Below are 17,629 nucleotides of genomic sequence, written 5' to 3'. Positions count from 1 at the left end.
TTGGGGTTGACGATTCGTCTGTATGGATAGGTGTCGCTTTCTAATTGCTTTCCCAACGAGGTGAACGTGCTTGTCTATCTGATTCGTCGAACCCGCGGGCTGATGACCGCCGCTGCGCTGGCCAGTATTCTCGCGGGGCTTTTCAGCGTACTGCTGATTGCCCAAATTAATGCCGCGTTGACCAGCGATGCCGCCAGTCATGCCAGTGCGGCTTGGGCCTTCGCGGGTATTGCTGTGGCGTTAATGCTCTGTCGAATGGTGTCGACGGCGCTGTTTGAGCGGTTAGGGCAGCGTGCCCTGGCTGAGTTGCGTAGTTTTGTCGCCCAGTGTGTGGCTGAGACCCCCTTTGCTCAGTTCGAGCGCGTGGGCAGTGCGCGGATCCAGTCAGCGCTCACCGAGCACAGCAACAATGTGGCGGTACTGTTCGTTAGCTTGCCGGTGATATTGACCAATACGGTCATCGTGGTGGGGTGCTTGGGCTACCTGGCGATGCTGTCATGGCAGGTGTTCTTGTTTGCACTGGGAGTGATTGGCTTGGGCGCTGTTGGCTATCACCTGGTGCACTTACGCGCTATTCACTACCTCCAGAGTGCGTCCTCAGAGCAGGATCGCTTATTTGGGCATTTCCGTGCGCTGACCGATGGGGCGAAAGAGCTTCGCCTGCATCAGGACAAGCGCCACACGTTCATGAATCAGGTACTGGGAGCGTCGGTTGAAGGCGTGCGGCGGCTGCGTACCCATGGCATGTCGCTGTTCGTGATCTCGACCAGTTGGGGGCAGTTCCTGATGTACGCTTTTATTGGCCTGGTGCTGTTTGTATTGGCGGGCAATGGGCCTAACCAAACCCAGGTCATGACCGGCTTTGCCCTGGTCTTTGTGTATATGGTGACGCCCCTGGAAGGCTTACTGATCAATATTCCGCGGATCAATATGGCGCGGGTCGCCGCTAGCCGCATCGATGACATCACCCGCGAGATGCCCCAGGGGCAGGAGCGGCAAACATCACCTCAGGTGCCTGATTTTCAACATCTCGAATTGCGCGACGTCACCCATCAGTACTATCACGAGCAGAGCGATGACGTCTTTGAATTGGGGCTGATCAATCTGAGCTTTACGCCGGGGGAAGTGGTCTTTCTGGTGGGGGGCAACGGTAGCGGTAAAACCACGCTGGCCAAAGTCGTGGTGGGACTTTACCCGCCGGAGGGTGGCGAGGTATTGCTCAATGGCGAGCGTGTCGAGGCAGATGGTTGGGATGCTTACCGGCAGCTCTTCTCTGTCGTCTTTTCAGACTTCCATCTTTTCGAGCGCCTGCTGGAAGCGCCGCGGGAAGACCTCGACGAAGAGGGCAACCGCCTGCTGGCCAAGCTGCACCTGCAGCACAAGGTGCGGGTTGAGAACGGTGCCTTCACTACCCAGTCGCTTTCCCAGGGGCAGCGTAAGCGTCTTGCGTTGGTGGTTGCCTACCTTGAGGATCGGCTCTTTTTGGTGTTTGACGAGTGGGCGGCGGATCAGGATCCGTTATTTAAGGAAGTGTTCTACTGCGAGGTATTGCCCGAGCTAAAACGCATGGGCAAGGCGGTGCTGGTCATCACCCACGATGACCGCTATTTCCACCTCGCGGATCGGTTGGTGCGGTTGGAGAGCGGTAAGCTGTTGGCACCAGAGCAGTCGGCTGACGCTGAGGTGGAGGTGGCACCCTCAGTGGCCACTTGACACCATCCGCGCCAATACCTTGTCCTTGAGCCAGAACCTGTGAATCAGCGCCATCGAGATATGGCCGATGACCAACCCACACAGCAGCCACGAGAGTGGGCCGTGGAGAAGAGCGGCGGGGGCGGTCATCCAGGTGATGTCGCGCTCGACTTCGGGCAGTAGCTCCATACCGTAAAAGCGCAGCGCCCCGCCACGCCCGTACTGACGCAGAATGGCAAAAGCGGGTAGCCAAATCAGCAGCCCATAAAAGGCGATATGTACAAGGCGCGCCATGCGACCACCCCATCCAGGCGGCTGCGGAGGACGCTGCTTGCGGTTGACCCATGCCCAGCCAAGTCGCGTCAGGGTTACGATCAGGAGCATAAAACCCAAGGAGCCATGAGGCCCGATGCTCGCCAAAAAGAGCGTGATAGCGTTTTCGCCCATCCCTCGCCAGGCCAGCAACACGGTAAATTGCAGCGTGACCAGCGCGGCGGTCAGCCAGTGCAGTGTACGGCTTATGCGTCCGTAGTGGCTGGGGCTGTCTCGCCAGCCAATGGTCGCTTGAACTGGCTTGCTTGTGTGATCACTGCTGAGCGCTGTGCCGTTTACTGCACCTTTATCCATTGGCTTTGTCCTTGCGCCAGTAGCCCATGCTGGTGACGTACTTTTTGGGTAGCCCACACTCGTTAACCAAGTAGCGACGCAGCTCCATGGCGACCTTGGTTTCAGCAGCAATCCAGGCGTAGAAGGGCGCGCTATCGTCCAGAGTGGCGGATTCCCAGAGCGGGCCGTCCTCATCGTCGCTTTCGTCGTTGGTCGTGGCGCTGGTAGTGGTGTTAGCAGGCGTGCCGCCTAGTGCTTGAATTTCCGTATGCAAATCGATATCACGCAACGCTCTCATCAGCAGCTCACCGTGTTGGCAGTCGGGCTCAGCCTCGCGGGCCAGCCAGTTCAGCTTGGCGACCTGGGGCAGCGGCTGGACATCGTCGCTGCGGGGCACTTCGAACAGCGCTTCGGCCCTGGGTTTGAGCGGCAGGTCATCGAGGGTTTCCAGGATGCCAGCCGCCGCGGGGAGGGCGGTCTCATCGGCGATAATCAGGATTCGGCGCACGTTCTGGGGTGGCTTCCACTCAAAGCCCAGTTTGGGGCCTTCCGCATTGGCGTCGGGGGCCGTCATGGCGAGTCGGTCACCGGGACGGGCGCGCATTGCCCAGCGCGACGCGGGGCCATTGTCGCCGTGGAGTACAAATTCGATGTCCACCTCAGCCTTCTCTGGGCGAAGGGCTCGGATGGTGTAGGTGCGCGCAGAGGGGCGCTGGGCGTCCGGCAGTGCGCGGTAGGCACCGTACCAGTCGTGCTCTTCCAGCTTGGCGATCTCAAACAGCGGGTCGAGACTGCCACCGCCTTCGGGGAAGAACAGCTTGACGCGCTGATCCGGGGCGTAGGTCGCCATTTGGCTGACTTCCGGGCCAGTGAAAGTAAACCTGACTAATGAGGCGCTGACTTGGGTGCGCCGGGCGAGGGTGATATCAAAAAGCCGGTAGCTCGGTTTGGTTGCCATTGTGATGCCTCCTTTTTATATAAGGAGTCAATTGTAGTGCTAATTATTATCATTTAGAATCGTTGTCAATAATTTAATCATTAACCTCCTGAACGATTAAGGCTTAGACAATGACGCTGTTGCCTATTATGCCCCGCGTGGCGAGCTGTTCGGTGTTCACAAGAGGGTGTCCACTATGCTAGGCGCCTCGCAAGTTGCCCATCGGGTGGGAGGCATGTCGCCCGCGAAAGCCTGCCTGTTGCTTAGCCTGCCGATGGCGGTGCTATTTTGGCTGGGCCTGCAGGGCCAAGGGGGAATTACGATAGGGCTACAGGCATTAGTGGCGCCTTCCTTCGAGAACGTTGATGAGCTGCTGCTTCACTATGCTTGGTGGCCGCGCCTCTCGATCGCGCTGCTGGCCGGGGGCGGCTTGGGGCTGGCAGGCGTGCTCATGCAGCAGGTGCTGCGCAACCCCTTGGCGTCGCCCACTACTCTGGGAGTGGCGTCGGGCGCTAATTTGGCGTTGATGGCCGCCACCTTGCTGGCGCCGGGCCTGCTGGTGGCTGGCCGCGAATGGGTGGCTTTGTTAGGCGGCGCGCTGGCAGTGGGGCTGGTTTTCCTGCTCTCCTGGCGGCGCGGGCTGGCGCCGATCGTGGTGGTGCTGGCGGGTTTGGTGGTCAATCTGTACTTGGGGGCGCTGTCTACGGCGCTACTGCTGTTCAACCACGAGGCGCTCTCGGGGCTGCTGATCTGGGGGGCGGGTTCTCTGGCGCAAAACGGCTGGGACGGCGTTGCCACCCTCTGGCCGCGGCTGGCGATTAGCTGTGTCGCCGCCTGGTTCCTGCTGCGCCCTCTGGCGGTGCTGGAGCTTGACGATGCCAGCGCCAAGAGCCTGGGGGTATCGCTTGCCTATCTGCGCTTTGCGGGCATGGGGTTGGCCGTATTCATTACCGGCAGCATTGTCAGCGTGGTAGGCATCATCGGTTTTATCGGTTTGGCAGCGCCCAATATCGTGCGCATGGCTGGTGCGCGGCGCCTGGGACCGCGGCTGCTCTGGTCGACGCTATTGGGGGCCGTGCTGCTGGCTACCACGGATCTGCTGCTGCAGCAGTTCGGTGGGATGGTGGCGGCCTTTGTGCCGACGGGTGCAATTACCGGTGCCCTAGGGGCGCCGCTGTTAATGTGGTTGATTCCACGCCTGAAGCTGCAGGGCGACCAGCCGCCGAAAGGGGCGGGTGTTTTCGCCCATCGCCACCCCGCACCTACCCGCTTGGCCACCGCTTTAATCCTCGCGCTTCTGGGGGCTACGCTGCTTGGTCTGTTGGTTGGACAGGGAGTTGATGGCTGGTATTTGCTGTCGCCTGATAACTGGAACGTCATGCAGTGGCGCGTGCCCCGGGTGATGGCGGCCGCCGCCAGTGGCTTAATGTTGGCGACTGCCGGGACGATTCTCCAGCGCCTTTCCGCCAACCCTATGGCCAGCCCCGAAGTGCTGGGTATCAGCGGGGGCTGTGCCATTGCGCTGATTCTGGGCATCTTCCTTCTGCCTGCGCCCACCAATATGATGCTGATTGGCGTAGGTACCCTGGGGGCTTTTGCGACGCTGCTGGTGTTGGTGGGCATTAACCGCAAGAGTGGTTATCTCCCGGAGCGTTTGCTGCTCACCGGGGTGGCGGTCAGTGCGTTGTTTGATGCGGTGCGCAGCGTGATGCTGGCGGGTGGCGATCCACGTGGCCAGCAGGTGATCGCCTGGCTGGCGGGCTCTACCTACTATGTGGATATCACCAATGCGGTGATCGTCGGCGTAATCGCTGCCGCGCTGGCGCTGGTGACGCTGCCGTTGACCCGCTGGCTGGATATCCTGCCTTTGGGGGCACCCACCGCGCGGGCATTGGGGGTCAACCTCAACCGCGCCCGTTTGGCGTTGCTGGTACTGGTGGCGCTACTCACCGCCTGCGCCACTCTGGTGGTAGGGCCGCTTTCGTTTATTGGCCTGCTGGCGCCGCATATGGCGCGCCTGGTCGGCTTCTCCCGGGCAGGGCAGCATCTGCTGGGGGCTGCGCTGATCGGTATGCTATTGATGGTGCTGGCGGACTGGGTGGGGCGCCAAATCATTTTCCCGTATGAGATACCGGCCGGCTTGGTCGCCTCCTTGATTGGCGGGGCTTACTTTATGTGGGGGCTGCGGCGGCTATGAATAACATGGCGACCAAACCGAGTGAGCTTTTGGCAGCGGCAGATCCTGCGGAGGCGCTGTTGGCGCTTTACCGCCAGCCGCCGCTGGATAACATGAAGGCCCCGGCGTTTGGTCCGCCTGATGAGCCGACGCTGGCGGCCTCTGCGTTGCTGGATCGAGGCTTCTTGATTGAGCAACTGGCGCGCTATGGCCGCAGCCACGGTGACGATGCTGACCCCAAAGCCATTGCGTCGATCTGGTCGAAGTTTCATTTCAGCAGTGTCTCGATCCCGACGCTGGTGGCCAATCTGTTATTGGGTTACGACTTACCGGTGGGTGGGGATGCGTTGCGGCTGGCGCTTGGCGATAAGGGCCAGACCGCGCGTATCTGGCTGCCCCACGGGGGCGTGCCATTGGCGTCCAAAGCGCCCCAGGCGCGATTCAGCCGCCTATTCGATGACCACTGTGCACCGCTCATCGAAGCGCTGGCGGTGGTCTCCGGGCTGTCTGAAAAGGTGTTCTGGAGCAACCTTGGTCACTATGTGGAGTTTGTGGGGAAGACCTGCTCCCGGCACCCGGAATTTACTGGCGCGGGTGAGCCGCTGCTGGATTATCTCGACACCAGGACGCTTCCCGATGGGCGGCGCAATCCGCTCTACCAGCCGGTACGTTATCTTGAACTGGGCGCTGAGACGCCGTCCAGGGTGAGGCGCCTGTGCTGCATCAAATACAGGTTGCCCGGCGAACCCCTGTGTGGCGGCTGCCCACTCAAACCTGAAAACAAGCCGACCAAGCGTCGGCGCTAACCCCCGAATCGCCAAGGAGCCCTATTCATGGAGTTGTTGAGGATTGTCTGGCGTGATTACCGCTGGCCCTTCGTGGCGGTGGTGGTGCTCAGCCTGGTCAGCGCTGGCCTTGGCATCGGGGTCATTGCCTATATCAATGAACGGATGCTAGGCACCTTCGCTGATCCCTGGCGAATCCTGCCTGAGTTTCTGGCGCTGGTGGCGTTGTTGCTGGCGATCACCCTGGCCTCGCAATTAGCCTTGACCACCCTGGGTCACCACTTCGTCTATAGGCTGCGGGGGCAGCTGATCAAGCGCATTCTGGATACCGATATCGAGCGTATCGAACAGATTGGCAGTGCACGGTTGCTGGCCAGCTTATCCAGTGACGTGCGCTATATCACTGTGGCCTTCGTGCGCCTGCCGGAGTTGGTGCAGGGTGGGGTGCTGACGGCGGGCGTGACCCTTTATCTGGCCTGGCTCGCCCCTGCCATGCTGGCCGTGACGGCGCTCTGGGTGATCTTTACGATTCTGGTGGGCATGCGCCTGGTAGCGAAGGTCTATCGGCACATGGCCAAGCTGCGCGATGCTGAAGACCGCCTCTATGAGGACTACCAGTCGGTGATCGAAGGGCGCAAAGAACTGGCGCTCAATCGCGACCGCGCCGAGTGGCTGTACCGTGACGTTTACACCCCCAACGCCGAAGCGTATCGCCACCATATCATTCGCGGCGATACCTACCATCTCAGCGCGGTGAACTGGTTCAACATCATGATGCTGGGCGCCATCGGCGTGGTGTTCTTCCTGGCCAATGGCCTCGGCTGGTCGTCGGCGCAGGTGGCGACCACCTTCTCGCTCACGCTGCTATTTCTGCGCGCGCCGCTGATTCAGGCCATTGGCGCCTTTCCGCCGCTGATCAACGCCCGGGTAGCGTTCGAAAAAATTAGCTCGCTCGATCTGGCCGAACACCACGAACCGTTCGGACATTCTACCCAGCGTCATGAGTGGCAAACGCTGGCGCTGGATCAAATCACCTATCGATACCCCGCGGAAGAGGCGCGGCCGGGTTTTGCCATTGGCCCTATTGATCTGACGTTAAAACGCGGCGAGGTGCTATTTCTGATCGGCGGTAACGGCAGCGGCAAGTCGACCCTGGCAAGGCTTCTGACTGGGCTATACCAGCCCCAAAGCGGCTGTATAAGGGTCGATGGCAGGCCGCTTCAGGAGGAAGACTGGACAACCTATCGCCAGCACATCTCGGCGATCTACACCGATCTGCACCTGTTTGACCGCTTGATCGGCCCAGCGGGCGAGTCACCCGACCCGGCGCTGATGGAAGAGTGGCTGGCAGCGCTGGGCATGCACAGCAAGCTCGATTTTGACGGCGATCGAGTCACCAACGCCAACCTCTCCCAGGGGCAGCGGAAGCGCCTGGCGATGCTGCTGGCGGTGGCCGAGCAGCGCGACCTCTTGCTGCTCGACGAGTGGGCCGCCGACCAGGACCCGCAGTTCCGGCGAGTCTTTTACCGCGAGCTATTGCCGCAGCTAAGGGCACTCGGCAAGACGCTGGTGGTCATCAGCCACGATGATCATTACTTCGACCAGGCCGACCGCCTGCTGGAAATGCGCCAGGGGCATTTGGTCGAACTCACCGGTGAGCAGCGGGAAGCGGCCAGCCGCGATGCGGTGGCGAGGGTGAATGAGTGAAATCGTAATGGCTAAAATCAGTTCCACCATTGGCTGGTTCAGGCAGTCTCTGAGGAATTTTTTTAAATAAGAAAAACTAATACCCCATTAGCAGGATGATTTTTAGTTATCAGTGCTGCCCGTTACCTTAGTGCCAGGATTTATCAACACGACGCTAATTCCGGCAATGGGAGCAGGGCAATGTGGGAAAGTTATATCACCGGACTGGTGGTGTGCGGCGGTATTATCATGGCGATTGGCGCGCAGAATGCCTACATCCTGGGGCTGGCGATTCGTCGTGAGTACCACTGGTGGTCGGCAGGACTGTGTATAAGCGCGGATATTATTCTGCTCACGGCGGGGATGTTTGGGGTGAGCGCCTTCCTGCTGACGATGCCCAGCGCTATGGAGGTCATGCGCTGGGTGGGTGTGGTGTTTTTAAGCTGGCTGGCGGCCCAGGCACTGTTTAGAGCCGTTAGCGGGCGGCAGGGGCTGAACGCGGAAGCGGGCAAGGCGCGCAGTTTAACCAAAGTGATTTTCGCGACCCTTGCCGTCACAGTGCTCAACCCTCAGGTGTACCTGGACACGCTGCTGCTGATCCCTGCCATTGGCGCTCAGCAGGAGAGCGCCGGGGTTTTTGTGGCGGGGGCCTCCACCGCCTCCATACTGTGGTTTAGCTTGCTGGCCTGGGGCGGTGCCGCACTGTCGCCTTGGCTTTCAAAGCCCATTGCGTGGCGCACTATCGATGGCCTGATTGGTTTGATGATGGCTGGGATTGCCGTGCATCTTGCGCTTAACGCCAGCTAGTCATCCGTGGCGACTAAAATAGGCCTCCATCACTGCGGTAACCTTGTCGATATCTTCATCGCTGATATCGCGGTGTGCGACGAGGCGCGTGGCGTAGAGTAGTTCAATCAAAATGCCGTGCTCTTTGAGCCAGGCGGAGAGCGGCTGAACGTGTTCGTCGGGAAAGTGCGCGAATACCATGTTAGTTGCCTGGGAGGTAATCTCGACGCCCGGCAACCTCGCCAAACCTTCTGCCAGGCGCGCTGCACGGCGGTGATCGTCGGCTAAGTCCGCCATGTGATGATCCAACGCATACTGACAGGCAGCGGCGATAATGCCTGACTGGCGCATGCCGCCACCCACCACTTTACGCCAGCGCCGTGCGCGGTCGATCAGTGCTTGCGAACCGCACCAGGGCCGAGCCAATAGGGGTGCCCATGCCTTTTGAAAAGCATAGCGACACGCTGTCAAACGGTAGGCACAGTTGCTTGAGCGAGGTCTCGGTGGCAACAGCAGCATTGAATAGTCGTGCACCGTCCAGATGCGTTGCCAGGCCGCGCTCGCGTGCCAGTTCGGTGGCCTTCAATACGTAGTCGGCAGGCAGCACTTTGCCGCCAATGGTGTTTTCCAGCGCCAGTAGCTTGGTGCGTGCAAAGTGAAAATCGTCGGCTTTGATGGCAGCGCTGATTTTCTGCAGCGGCAGCGAACCATCGGCTGCGTTCTCAATGGGCTGTGGCTGAATGCTGCCCAAGACCGCTGCACCGCCGCCTTCGTAGCGATAAGTATGGGCCGACTGCCCAACGATGTACTCATCGCCGCGCTCGCAGTGGGCCATGAGCGCCACCAGGTTGCTTTGTGTGCCACTGGGAAACAGCAACGCGGCTTCTTTACCTGCCTGCTCGGCCAGATTGGCTTGAAATGCGTTGACCGTCGGGTCATCGCCCCACACATCGTCACCCACAGGGGCGGCCATCATGGCGTCTTTCATGGCAGAGGAGGGGCGGGTTACCGTGTCACTGCGTAGATCAATCATGGGCATCTCCTGAGCGGCGGGATTAATGACGACAACATTTTCTTGAGCATACTGCATGCCGTACAAGCGCGAAAAGCGCTACGCTAGCGTAAAGACTTGGATAAGGCGTTAATAATGGCAGCACCCGACCTTAAGCTCCGTGCCCTGGAGCGCAACGACCTGCGTTTCGTTCACCAGCTCAATAACAACCAGAGCATCATGTCGTACTGGTTTGAAGAGCCTTATGAGTCCTTTGATGAGCTGGAGGAACTGTACAACAAGCATATCCATGACAATGCCGAGCGGCGTTTCGTTGCCGAGGACAGTAGGGGCAACGCCATTGGCCTGGTCGAGTTAATTGAAATTAATTATATTCACCGTAGCGCGGAGTTTCAGATCATTATTGCGCCGGACTATCAGGGCCAAGGCTTTGCTCGGACCTTGATTCACCAAGCGTTGCATTATTCCTTTACCATCCTGAATTTACACAAGATATTTCTGATCGTGGCAGTGGAGAACATTAAGGCGATCCACCTGTATCAGCAGAGCGGCTTTGTGGAGGAAGGGCATCTGGTGAAGGAGTTTTTTATCAATGGCAAATACCGCGACGTAAAACGCATGTATATCCTGCAGGAAGCTTTCCTGGCGCAGTTGACCGATACCGACAGCTCAGATCTATTGGACTTATAAAAAACGCCTCATCAAGAGGCGTTCGTCACTAGCTTAGGTAAGCCGCGATGGCATCTACCGCAGCGCGCTGTTTCTCGGCGCGCGAGGCCCATACGTCGAGAACATCAACGTTGGCCCCGTTGAGTGATAACGGCATGGGGTTGACTCCTGAGTGGCGAGTGGAAACGTGGTGTTATAGAAATAGCCGCGCTGCTTCGCAACATGGTTAGCGGAAAAACGATATTAAGGACTTTTTTACCAGCAATCTAGTACTTAAAACGTAGTCTTTTGGCTTACGTGTGTAAGCATATTCTTACAATTCTGGCTTAAACAGGCTATGTCATTGGATGGAAAAGCTTTTCACAAGATGAAAAAGCCGAGCATAAGCTCGGCTTCGATTATTCTCTTTTGGTCTAACGGGGCAAGGAATAAGTCAATGACTCGCAATAATCCGCGAGGGCATCACTGGCGGCGCGTTGCCAATATGCGCGCTGTGTCCAGAAATTGAGTACTTCGCTATCCCGCGTCGAGAATACATTGGATATAGACATGTGTGGCCCTCCTATTCGGACTACAACGTCAGTATAGCGACTTTGCTGCACTGCAGCAAAGTATTTTCAAACGGTCGTATTGGCACCGCCATTAGGGATCGGGCGGTGTTGGGTTTTGCCTTGATTAAAGAAAGGAGAAAATGGATGCGGTTGCGAATTTTATCGGACCTTCATCTGGAGTTTTTTGACGGTCACCGAGAATTGCCTGATGTTGAGGCCGATGTCGTCGTGCTGGCCGGAGATATCCATCGCCAGTGTGAAGGCTTGGCCTGGGCCCGGCAGCGCTTTCCTGACACGCCGATTATCTATGTACCCGGCAACCATGAGTTTTACGGGACTTGCCTGCCATTATTGCGTGAAGAGCTGGCGCTCGAAGCCGAACGGCTCGATATTGAGCTTCTGGACAATCGTGCCGTCACCCTCAATGGGGTGCGTTTTTACGGCACAACGCTATGGACAGACTTTGCCCTTTACGCTGACAACCCGACACGTAATCCAGAAGACACGGTCACAAAAGCGAAGCGCTATATGCCTGATTTTCGTATTGTCGAATCACATCCCGGTACCATCATGACCCCCGGGGCAAGTAAAGCGCTGCACCAAGAGGCCTTGAACTGGCTGACAGCGTCACTCGACGATCAGTTTGACGGCCCCAAGGTCGTGGTTAGCCACCATGCCCCAATGCGTGAATGCATCCCTGACCAGTACACAGGCGATACGCTTTCGCCTGCATTTGCATCTCATCTTCCACAGCTAATGGGCAAAATGCATTTATGGGTACACGGCCATGTCCATGAGCCAGTCGATATGTGCCGCGAGGGCACAAGAATTATTGCCAATCCTGGCGGCTATCCTGATGAGTTCAGCCCGCCGCTGTTTAAGTCAGATTGGGTGGTGGGCCTGTAAGTCTCCAGAATGACCACGATGCGACAAGAATAAAAACTGACTAGACTCGAATAAGAGCGCGAATTTAGACTACCGCTCGCTTGCGGGGCAAGGCACTTCCCGCCGTTATTCAGCAATCTGGAGAGCATGGCCATGGAAATTCTCGAATCGGTACTCGGCCCGCTGCGTGATGGCCTTTATGCCGTCATGATGCCGGTCAGCGACTTTATCTGGAGCTATATTCTGGTGTACCTGCTGTTGGGCGCCGGTGTGTGGTTCACGATCATCACTCGTGGCATGCAGTTTCGTATGTTCGGCCATATGGCCCGCGTCACGGTAACGGCCCGGGGCGCCGGCGAAGGGGTGAGCGGTTTTCAGGCCTTTGCTACATCAATGGCGGCGCGTATTGGTACCGGCAACCTTGCCGGTGTGGCGCTGGCGTTATGGATTGGCGGCCCGGGGGCGATTTTCTGGATGTGGGTGACGGCGCTGGTGGGCTTCGCAACCGCTTTCATCGAATCCACGCTGGCCCAGGTTTACAAACACCGTAATGAAGATGGCGTATTTCGCGGCGGGCCTGCCTACTATATCGAACGCTGCCTGGGATGGCGCTGGCTGGGGTCGCTCTTTGCGGTATTTTTGATTATTGCCTATGGCCTGGCATTCAACGCTGCCCAGTCCAACACCATAGCCCAGGGCATGAATGGCGCCTTTGGCGTACCCAATTGGTTAACCGGGGTCGTTATTGCGGTCCTGGCGGGCCTGGTGATTTATGGCGGGCTCAAGTCCGTAGCGCGTACCGCTGAGAAAATCGTCCCCGTCATGGCGATTGCCTATCTGCTGGTCGCGCTGTGGATTCTGTTTGCCAACCTCTCCGCTGTGCCGGATATGCTCTCGCTGATTGTGATGAGCGCCTTCGGGTTTGGTCCTGCCGTGGGTGGCGCCGCGGGCTATGCGATCAAGGCAGCGATGGAAAACGGCATCAAGCGCGGTCTGTTTTCCAACGAAGCCGGTATGGGGTCGACGCCCAACGCCGCTGCCCAGGCCACGGTCAAACACCCTGCCGCCCAGGGGCTGGTTCAATCGTTCGGGGTGTTTGTCGATACCATCGTGATCTGCAGCTGTACGGCGGTCGTGATCCTGCTTTCCGGCGTGTACGAACGGCTACTGTCTGAATCAGCGGGGGATAGCATCGAAGGTATTCAGCTTACCCAGGACGCCATGGTCGATCACCTGGGTGGCTTCGGGGAAATCTTTATCGCCGTGGCCATCTTCTTCTTCGCTTTCACCTCGATTCTGGCCAACTTCTCGTTTTCTGCGGTGAATATCGAGTACCTGTTCCGCCGTCATGCGCAAAAAGCGGTCACCGTCTTTAAAGTTGTCATCATCGCCATGGTGCTCATTGGTTCAGTGGCCGAGCTCAGCGTGGTATGGGACTTCGCCGACCTGGCGATGGGGCTGATGGCCACCACCAACCTGTTTGCCATCCTGATCATGGGGCCCATCGCCGTGTCGGTGCTCAAAGACTACGAGCGCCAACGCCGAGAGGGCATCAAAGAGCCGATCTTTCATCCCTCGGTGCTCAAACGCCCCGAGCTGGTCGATGACGATGTATGGCCGGTGAAGTCAGAAACGCCATCAACCCCGCCAGCAGGGAAGTCATAACGGTGTATTTTGTATTATCCCAGAGGTAATGATGACGTTAAGCGGCCTGCGGGCCGCTTTTTAGTTGGCTTCCTGACTATCGGCCTCGATAAACGCCTTGGCTCTTGGGTCCTGCATGTAAGCAACATTGAGACGTAACCAAGGGGTGGCTTGATGGTCCGGTAGAAATAAATGCCCAGGCGAAAGTGTCACACCACATTTTTTTGCGGTTGCCTCAATTGTCTCAAGCCGCGTAGCAGGCGGCTTTGCCCAAATGAACATCCCGCCTGTCGGCTCGGTAAATATTTCCCATTGAGCTTGCTTCAACTGGGTCAGGGCGATCGACATCTGATTGGAAAGTCGACTACGTAGCCGTTCAGTCAGCTTTCGATAGCTGCCATTTTGCAGCATGGTGATGATGACCTGTTCTGCAAAGTGGGGCGCAGAAATGCTGGTTAACATCTTGATATCCACCAAGCGCTGAACCCAGGTGGCGGGTGCGGCGATAAATCCGACGCGCAGTGAGGAGGATAGGCTTTTTGAAAAGCTCCCCAGATAGAACACGCGGTCAAGGGCATCCAGCGTTGCTAAACGGGGTGTCGGTGCTTGTTGGAAATCGGCATAGATATCGTCTTCGATAATCTGAAAATTGTATTGAGCCGCAAGTTGTAATACTCGATGAGCAATGGCGGGGGCTAACGTGCTGCCCGTTGGGTTATGAAACACGCTGTTGGTATAGAACAGTTTAGGACGGTACTGATTGAGCAGGTCGGCCAATCGCTCGATATCTGGCCCATCGGCTAAGCGAGGGACGCCAATGACTTGAACCCGCTGCAAATGCAGTAATCCAAAAAAGTTGTAATAGCCCGGTGATTCAACAAACACCACATCGCCAGGTGACAGCAATAGGCGCACTAATAAATCGAGCGAATGGCTGCCACCGCCGGTTGTGACAACTTGCTGTTCGCTAGCATCAATCGTCAGGTTGCGAAGGCGTTCCTTTATCAATTGACGCAGGACCTGGGGCCCTTGCGGCGTGCTGTACTCGAAAATACCTGAACGGCTCTTTCGCGTGACCTGGCGAATGGCGTAAGTGAGGTCTTCCCCTTCGCGCCAATCGTTAGGCAACCAGCCGCAGCCCAGATTCAGCGTCTTTTCATCGGCGTTAAACACGCCCCATAAGCCATTTGTCACTTCGTCCAATGGCGTTGATGACGCGGGTTGAACCAGCTTCTGCGCGTTATCCGCTACATAGAACCCCGAGCCAGGTTGCGATCTCACAAGCCCCAGTGCCACTAACTGCTCGTAAGCGTCGATGACCGCATTGCGGCTGATGCCGTGTGTTGCCGTTAAATGGCGTATCGAGGGTAGGCGACGTCCACCCGTCGCGTCATGTTGCTGGATCCATTGACGAATGCCCTCTTCAAGCTGTTTGGCAACGGGGGTGGACGCGCACCGGTCTATCGAGAATTTCATAACAAACTTGTCCACCTAAACTGTTCATGAAAAGGGCGAAACAGTGTCTTGCTAATAGCGGCTAAGTGTACCTTACTGCTGGCCAGCAGAACTGCGAGGGTAACGGTTCGATTGATTGTATAGAGGAATATTGCCATGAATCGTTACCAAGCGTTTCGCCTGTCGTTCGCGTTATGCATGATTACGACGGCGGTTAATTTACCCGCTCCGCTTTATGATGCGTTGGCAGCGCGTGATGGCCTGGGTGTTGGGGCCACAACGCTTGCCTTTGCCTGCTACGTTGCTGGCATTATGCCGGTGCTGCTGGGGCTCAACGGTCTGGCCGACCGAGTAGGGCGCAAGCCGTTAATTCTTCTGGCTCTTCTACTGTGCCTGATAGCCACCACGTTAATGCTAGTGGCACCGGGACTATGGGCGCTTGCTCTTGCAAGATTTCTGCTGGGCATTGGCACCGCTTTCACGACGGCTATCGCGCCTGGCTATATGCAAATGCTGGTGGGACGCCACGCTCAACAGACATCCACGCATTATGTGACCGCCAGCACAGCGTTGGGCTTTGGCTTGGGGGCAGCGGTGACCAGCATTTTTATACTTTGGGCGCCCAGTGTCACACCACCCAGCTTTTGGATTTACCTAGGGGCTGCTGGCTTGGCGTTGATGATGGTCATTTCCCTGCCAGACGAGACAGCCCGATCTACAGGGCGCACCCTGTGGCGTTTGCCAGCTTACCCACGCGGTACGCTAGGCTATGGGGTGGCGATTTTGCTGGCGTGGGCCACGGTGGGGTTGGTGATTGCCATTTTACCCTCCACGCTTAACCAACATGGATTAAGTGCTTGGAGTGGTTTCGCCACTTTCGGCGTTTGCAGCGGCGGAGTGCTGTTTCAACCCTGGGCGAGAAAACTCCCGCCGCGTCGCGCAACGGCGCTGGGCTTATGTATTTTACCCTTGTCATACGGCCTGATCGCGTGGGGCGCTATTGAAGGCTATTTAGCGGCCGTATTAGCGGGCACGCTCGGAGCCAGTAGTGCTTGCTACGGGTTTATTTATTTAGGTGGGTTGAGTGGTGTGTTGGCTATCGCAAAAGACATACCTAACGAGGCCAGCGCGGGGTATTTTTTAATGGCCTATATAGGGTTCAGCCTGCCGGTGGTGGTGACGGGCGTTCTGGTCGACGCCATCGGCCACTCAGCCGCATTAACGCTGTTCGGCGGTGTGCTGCTGGTGGGTGTTAGTGCGGCAGCCTGGCTGGTCAAACGGTCAGCGCGCTATGCGTTTGAGTTGGGGCATACCGCAGCTTGAGTGGTTTAGCGGGATGTCTCAACCAGCAGCCCACAAGATGGCGCCGCCCAGCGTGTGTCGGCGGTGAACACCACGTCGCAAACCACGGGGGAATAGTAACGCCTGACTTCTTCATCGACTTTCGCCCGCAGCTTGTCCTGGGCCACAATGGAAATGTCAGGGGTAGTGGGTAATACCACGTGCACAATGACATACAGCAGGCGACCGGGGCGTACCATGCGCACGCGCACTTCTTGAGTCTCGATATCCGCCAGTGCACGCCCGACGGCCTGATGAACTGGCTCTGCAAGGGCTTCTTCTGGCGTCTTGTTGAGCAGTTCCTTCAATGCCTGGGAGGCCATGCGCACCGGTACCCCCATGCACAAGACAACCACGGCAATGACCAGCAGTGGGTCGATATAAGTGAGTACGCTTTGCCAATTGAGCTTTTCGAAGATCAGCACCAGGCAAAAAGCAGCCAGGACCGATGCTGAAATAACGCTGTTGACGACCCAGTTCGCTTTGTCGGCTTCCACCAGCGGGCTGCTGACCGAGCGCAGACTGCGGCGCATGACCCAGGCCGTCAGTGAACACGCGGCGGTCGCAAAGAGGGCGTAAGCGATGGCGATACCTGCCGCAATAGCGCGTCCGCCCGTCAGCAACGCCGCAATGGCATCCACCAGGGCGAATATCGACACGCCAAAGATCAACAGTCCCTTGCACAGGTTGACCAGCGACTCGAAGTAGCTGTAGCCGAACGGGTACGACTCGCTATCCGGGCGGGTGGCAAGGCGGCTGACCTTGATGGTGACCAGCGCCACGCCGAAATAGATCAGGTTGAACAATCCATCCAGCAGAATCGCCTGGGAATTGGAGGCCAGTGTGGCGGCAATGCCTGCACAGCCGATCAGCAATGCCATGAAGGCGGAAAAGGCTAAGGTACGAGACTCGGTTTTCATGACGCCACTGCCCTGTGAGCTTGATAAAAGCGACAGTATAACAGCAGCGCGCGTTAACGAGGGGGATGGCACTACCCCTCAATCCATACTTCCTCACCTTTGAACTCGACCTTCCAGGTACGCAGTTTGACGTCCTCATCCTCCAGGCACTGCCCATCTTCCAGGCGGAAGTGCTGCTTATAGATGGGCGAGGCGACCACCGCCGCGCCCTTAAGGTCGCCCACAATCCCCCGGGCAATCACGTTGGCGTTTGAAAAAGGATCGTGATGATCCAGCGCGAAAAGCTCATTTCCCTGGTCGGGAAGATAAAAGATCGCCACCTGGGCGGCGCCGTCTGGGGTTTCAAGCCAGGCGGCCACGCCGGAGAACGCCACCAGATCGGCTCGGGTGCAGACTTTTTGCCACGTCATAGTGTTTTCGGAATCCACAGTGTCCATCGCTTTTTTCATTGCCGGTGCGGTCATGAGGTACCTCGTTTTTATTC

The 17,629-nt window shown here is 57.7% G+C and carries 15 protein-coding genes and 1 pseudogene; 9 read left to right on the top strand and 7 right to left on the bottom strand.

Annotated features, from left to right (window positions below):
• Window positions 1-66: 66 nt before the first annotated feature.
• On the top strand, window positions 67-1,713 hold the full coding sequence (locus B7L15_RS06655; protein ID WP_176243647.1) for a cyclic peptide export ABC transporter: 1,647 nt from the start codon (window positions 67-69) through the stop codon (window positions 1,711-1,713).
• Here the strand turns inward: B7L15_RS06655 and B7L15_RS06650 are convergent.
• Window positions 1,699-2,319 carry a cytochrome b gene (locus B7L15_RS06650; RefSeq protein WP_085918217.1) on the bottom strand — a complete coding sequence of 207 codons (621 nt, stop codon included), beginning with the start codon at window positions 2,317-2,319 and terminating at the stop codon, window positions 1,699-1,701. The genes B7L15_RS06655 and B7L15_RS06650 overlap by 15 nt on opposite strands.
• Window positions 2,312-3,256 (bottom strand): siderophore-interacting protein, encoded by a 945-nt coding sequence (locus B7L15_RS06645; protein ID WP_085918216.1) that lies wholly within the window; start codon window positions 3,254-3,256, stop codon window positions 2,312-2,314. Before B7L15_RS06645 ends, B7L15_RS06650 begins: the two co-directional genes overlap by 8 nt.
• A 175-nt stretch (window positions 3,257-3,431) precedes the next feature.
• On the opposite strand from B7L15_RS06645, the gene fhuB reads away from it, so the two are divergent.
• The 4 genes from fhuB (at window position 3,432) to B7L15_RS06625 (ending at window position 8,689) form a co-directional block, all read left to right on the top strand.
• Complete coding sequence (gene fhuB / locus B7L15_RS06640; RefSeq protein WP_085918215.1) at window positions 3,432-5,432, top strand: Fe(3+)-hydroxamate ABC transporter permease FhuB; 2,001 nt, start codon at window positions 3,432-3,434, stop codon at window positions 5,430-5,432.
• A gap of 5 nt (window positions 5,433-5,437) precedes the next feature.
• A complete protein-coding gene (gene fhuF, locus B7L15_RS06635; protein ID WP_254902861.1) occupies window positions 5,438-6,217 on the top strand; it encodes a siderophore-iron reductase FhuF in 780 nt (259 codons plus the stop codon).
• 27 nt (window positions 6,218-6,244) lie between these two features.
• The gene (locus B7L15_RS06630) at window positions 6,245-7,903 is read left to right on the top strand and encodes a multidrug ABC transporter permease/ATP-binding protein (protein ID WP_085918213.1); all 1,659 of its coding nucleotides are present in this window, start codon (window positions 6,245-6,247) and stop codon (window positions 7,901-7,903) included.
• 180 nt (window positions 7,904-8,083) lie between these two features.
• Window positions 8,084-8,689, top strand: coding sequence for a LysE/ArgO family amino acid transporter (locus tag B7L15_RS06625; protein ID WP_085918212.1), 606 nt, complete (start codon window positions 8,084-8,086; stop codon window positions 8,687-8,689).
• Here the strand turns inward: B7L15_RS06625 and ltaE are convergent.
• Window positions 8,690-9,701 (bottom strand): annotated as a pseudogene (gene ltaE, locus B7L15_RS06620) (low-specificity L-threonine aldolase).
• Window positions 9,702-9,815: 114 nt separating this feature from the next.
• On the opposite strand from ltaE, the gene speG reads away from it, so the two are divergent.
• Window positions 9,816-10,370: a spermidine N1-acetyltransferase gene (gene speG, locus B7L15_RS06615; protein WP_085918211.1), complete on the top strand. Its 555-nt coding sequence runs from the start codon at window positions 9,816-9,818 to the stop codon at window positions 10,368-10,370.
• A gap of 392 nt (window positions 10,371-10,762) precedes the next feature.
• Here speG and B7L15_RS19535 read toward each other — a convergent pair whose 3' ends face one another.
• Window positions 10,763-10,900 (bottom strand): hypothetical protein, encoded by a 138-nt coding sequence (locus B7L15_RS19535; RefSeq protein ID WP_156524473.1) that lies wholly within the window; start codon window positions 10,898-10,900, stop codon window positions 10,763-10,765.
• Between the two features lie 144 nt (window positions 10,901-11,044).
• Here B7L15_RS19535 and B7L15_RS06610 point away from each other — a divergent pair, with 144 nt between their 5' ends.
• Both B7L15_RS06610 and B7L15_RS06605 read left to right on the top strand, forming a co-directional pair.
• A complete protein-coding gene (locus B7L15_RS06610; protein WP_085918210.1) occupies window positions 11,045-11,806 on the top strand; it encodes a metallophosphoesterase in 762 nt (253 codons plus the stop codon).
• 132 nt (window positions 11,807-11,938) lie between these two features.
• Entirely contained in the window at window positions 11,939-13,450 is a 1,512-nt protein-coding gene (locus tag B7L15_RS06605) for an alanine/glycine:cation symporter family protein (RefSeq protein ID WP_085918209.1), read from the top strand.
• Between the two features lie 60 nt (window positions 13,451-13,510).
• Here the strand turns inward: B7L15_RS06605 and B7L15_RS06600 are convergent, their stop codons facing one another.
• The gene (locus B7L15_RS06600) at window positions 13,511-14,905 is read right to left on the bottom strand and encodes an aminotransferase-like domain-containing protein (protein WP_085918208.1); all 1,395 of its coding nucleotides are present in this window, start codon (window positions 14,903-14,905) and stop codon (window positions 13,511-13,513) included.
• A 135-nt stretch (window positions 14,906-15,040) separates the two neighbouring features.
• On the opposite strand from B7L15_RS06600, the gene B7L15_RS06595 reads away from it, so the two are divergent.
• Window positions 15,041-16,207, top strand: coding sequence for an MFS transporter (locus B7L15_RS06595; RefSeq protein WP_085918207.1), 1,167 nt, complete (start codon window positions 15,041-15,043; stop codon window positions 16,205-16,207).
• 5 nt (window positions 16,208-16,212) lie between these two features.
• On the opposite strand, the gene B7L15_RS06590 is transcribed toward B7L15_RS06595, so the two are convergent.
• The gene (locus B7L15_RS06590; protein ID WP_085918206.1) at window positions 16,213-17,145 is read right to left on the bottom strand and encodes a cation diffusion facilitator family transporter; all 933 of its coding nucleotides are present in this window, start codon (window positions 17,143-17,145) and stop codon (window positions 16,213-16,215) included.
• Between the two features lie 71 nt (window positions 17,146-17,216).
• The gene (gene nirD, locus B7L15_RS06585; RefSeq protein WP_085918205.1) at window positions 17,217-17,609 is read right to left on the bottom strand and encodes a nitrite reductase small subunit NirD; all 393 of its coding nucleotides are present in this window, start codon (window positions 17,607-17,609) and stop codon (window positions 17,217-17,219) included.
• Window positions 17,610-17,629 lie beyond the last annotated feature (20 nt).

It is taken from the genome of Halomonas sp. CSM-2, from assembly GCF_002119345.1.
GTDB lineage: Bacteria > Pseudomonadota > Gammaproteobacteria > Pseudomonadales > Halomonadaceae > Vreelandella > Vreelandella janggokensis.
This window is presented reverse-complemented; position numbering and strand designations above follow the sequence as displayed.

What these genes read in the sequence shown, in the direction of transcription:
- B7L15_RS06610 (WP_085918210.1), top strand. Translation starts at nt 11,045, where the DNA reads ATGCGGTTGCGAATTTTATCGGACCTTCATCTGGAGTTTTTTGACGGT.
- B7L15_RS06625 (WP_085918212.1), top strand. Translation starts at nt 8,084, where the DNA reads ATGTGGGAAAGTTATATCACCGGACTGGTGGTGTGCGGCGGTATTATC.
- B7L15_RS06595 (WP_085918207.1), top strand. Translation starts at nt 15,041, where the DNA reads ATGAATCGTTACCAAGCGTTTCGCCTGTCGTTCGCGTTATGCATGATT.
- fhuF (WP_254902861.1), top strand. Translation starts at nt 5,438, where the DNA reads ATGGCGACCAAACCGAGTGAGCTTTTGGCAGCGGCAGATCCTGCGGAG.
- speG (WP_085918211.1), top strand. Translation starts at nt 9,816, where the DNA reads ATGGCAGCACCCGACCTTAAGCTCCGTGCCCTGGAGCGCAACGACCTG.
- B7L15_RS06650 (WP_085918217.1), bottom strand. Translation starts at nt 2,319, where the DNA reads ATGGATAAAGGTGCAGTAAACGGCACAGCGCTCAGCAGTGATCACACA.
- B7L15_RS06630 (WP_085918213.1), top strand. Translation starts at nt 6,245, where the DNA reads ATGGAGTTGTTGAGGATTGTCTGGCGTGATTACCGCTGGCCCTTCGTG.
- B7L15_RS06590 (WP_085918206.1), bottom strand. Translation starts at nt 17,145, where the DNA reads ATGAAAACCGAGTCTCGTACCTTAGCCTTTTCCGCCTTCATGGCATTG.
- B7L15_RS19535 (WP_156524473.1), bottom strand. Translation starts at nt 10,900, where the DNA reads ATGTCTATATCCAATGTATTCTCGACGCGGGATAGCGAAGTACTCAAT.
- B7L15_RS06605 (WP_085918209.1), top strand. Translation starts at nt 11,939, where the DNA reads ATGGAAATTCTCGAATCGGTACTCGGCCCGCTGCGTGATGGCCTTTAT.
- B7L15_RS06645 (WP_085918216.1), bottom strand. Translation starts at nt 3,256, where the DNA reads ATGGCAACCAAACCGAGCTACCGGCTTTTTGATATCACCCTCGCCCGG.
- fhuB (WP_085918215.1), top strand. Translation starts at nt 3,432, where the DNA reads ATGCTAGGCGCCTCGCAAGTTGCCCATCGGGTGGGAGGCATGTCGCCC.
- nirD (WP_085918205.1), bottom strand. Translation starts at nt 17,609, where the DNA reads ATGACCGCACCGGCAATGAAAAAAGCGATGGACACTGTGGATTCCGAA.
- B7L15_RS06600 (WP_085918208.1), bottom strand. Translation starts at nt 14,905, where the DNA reads ATGAAATTCTCGATAGACCGGTGCGCGTCCACCCCCGTTGCCAAACAG.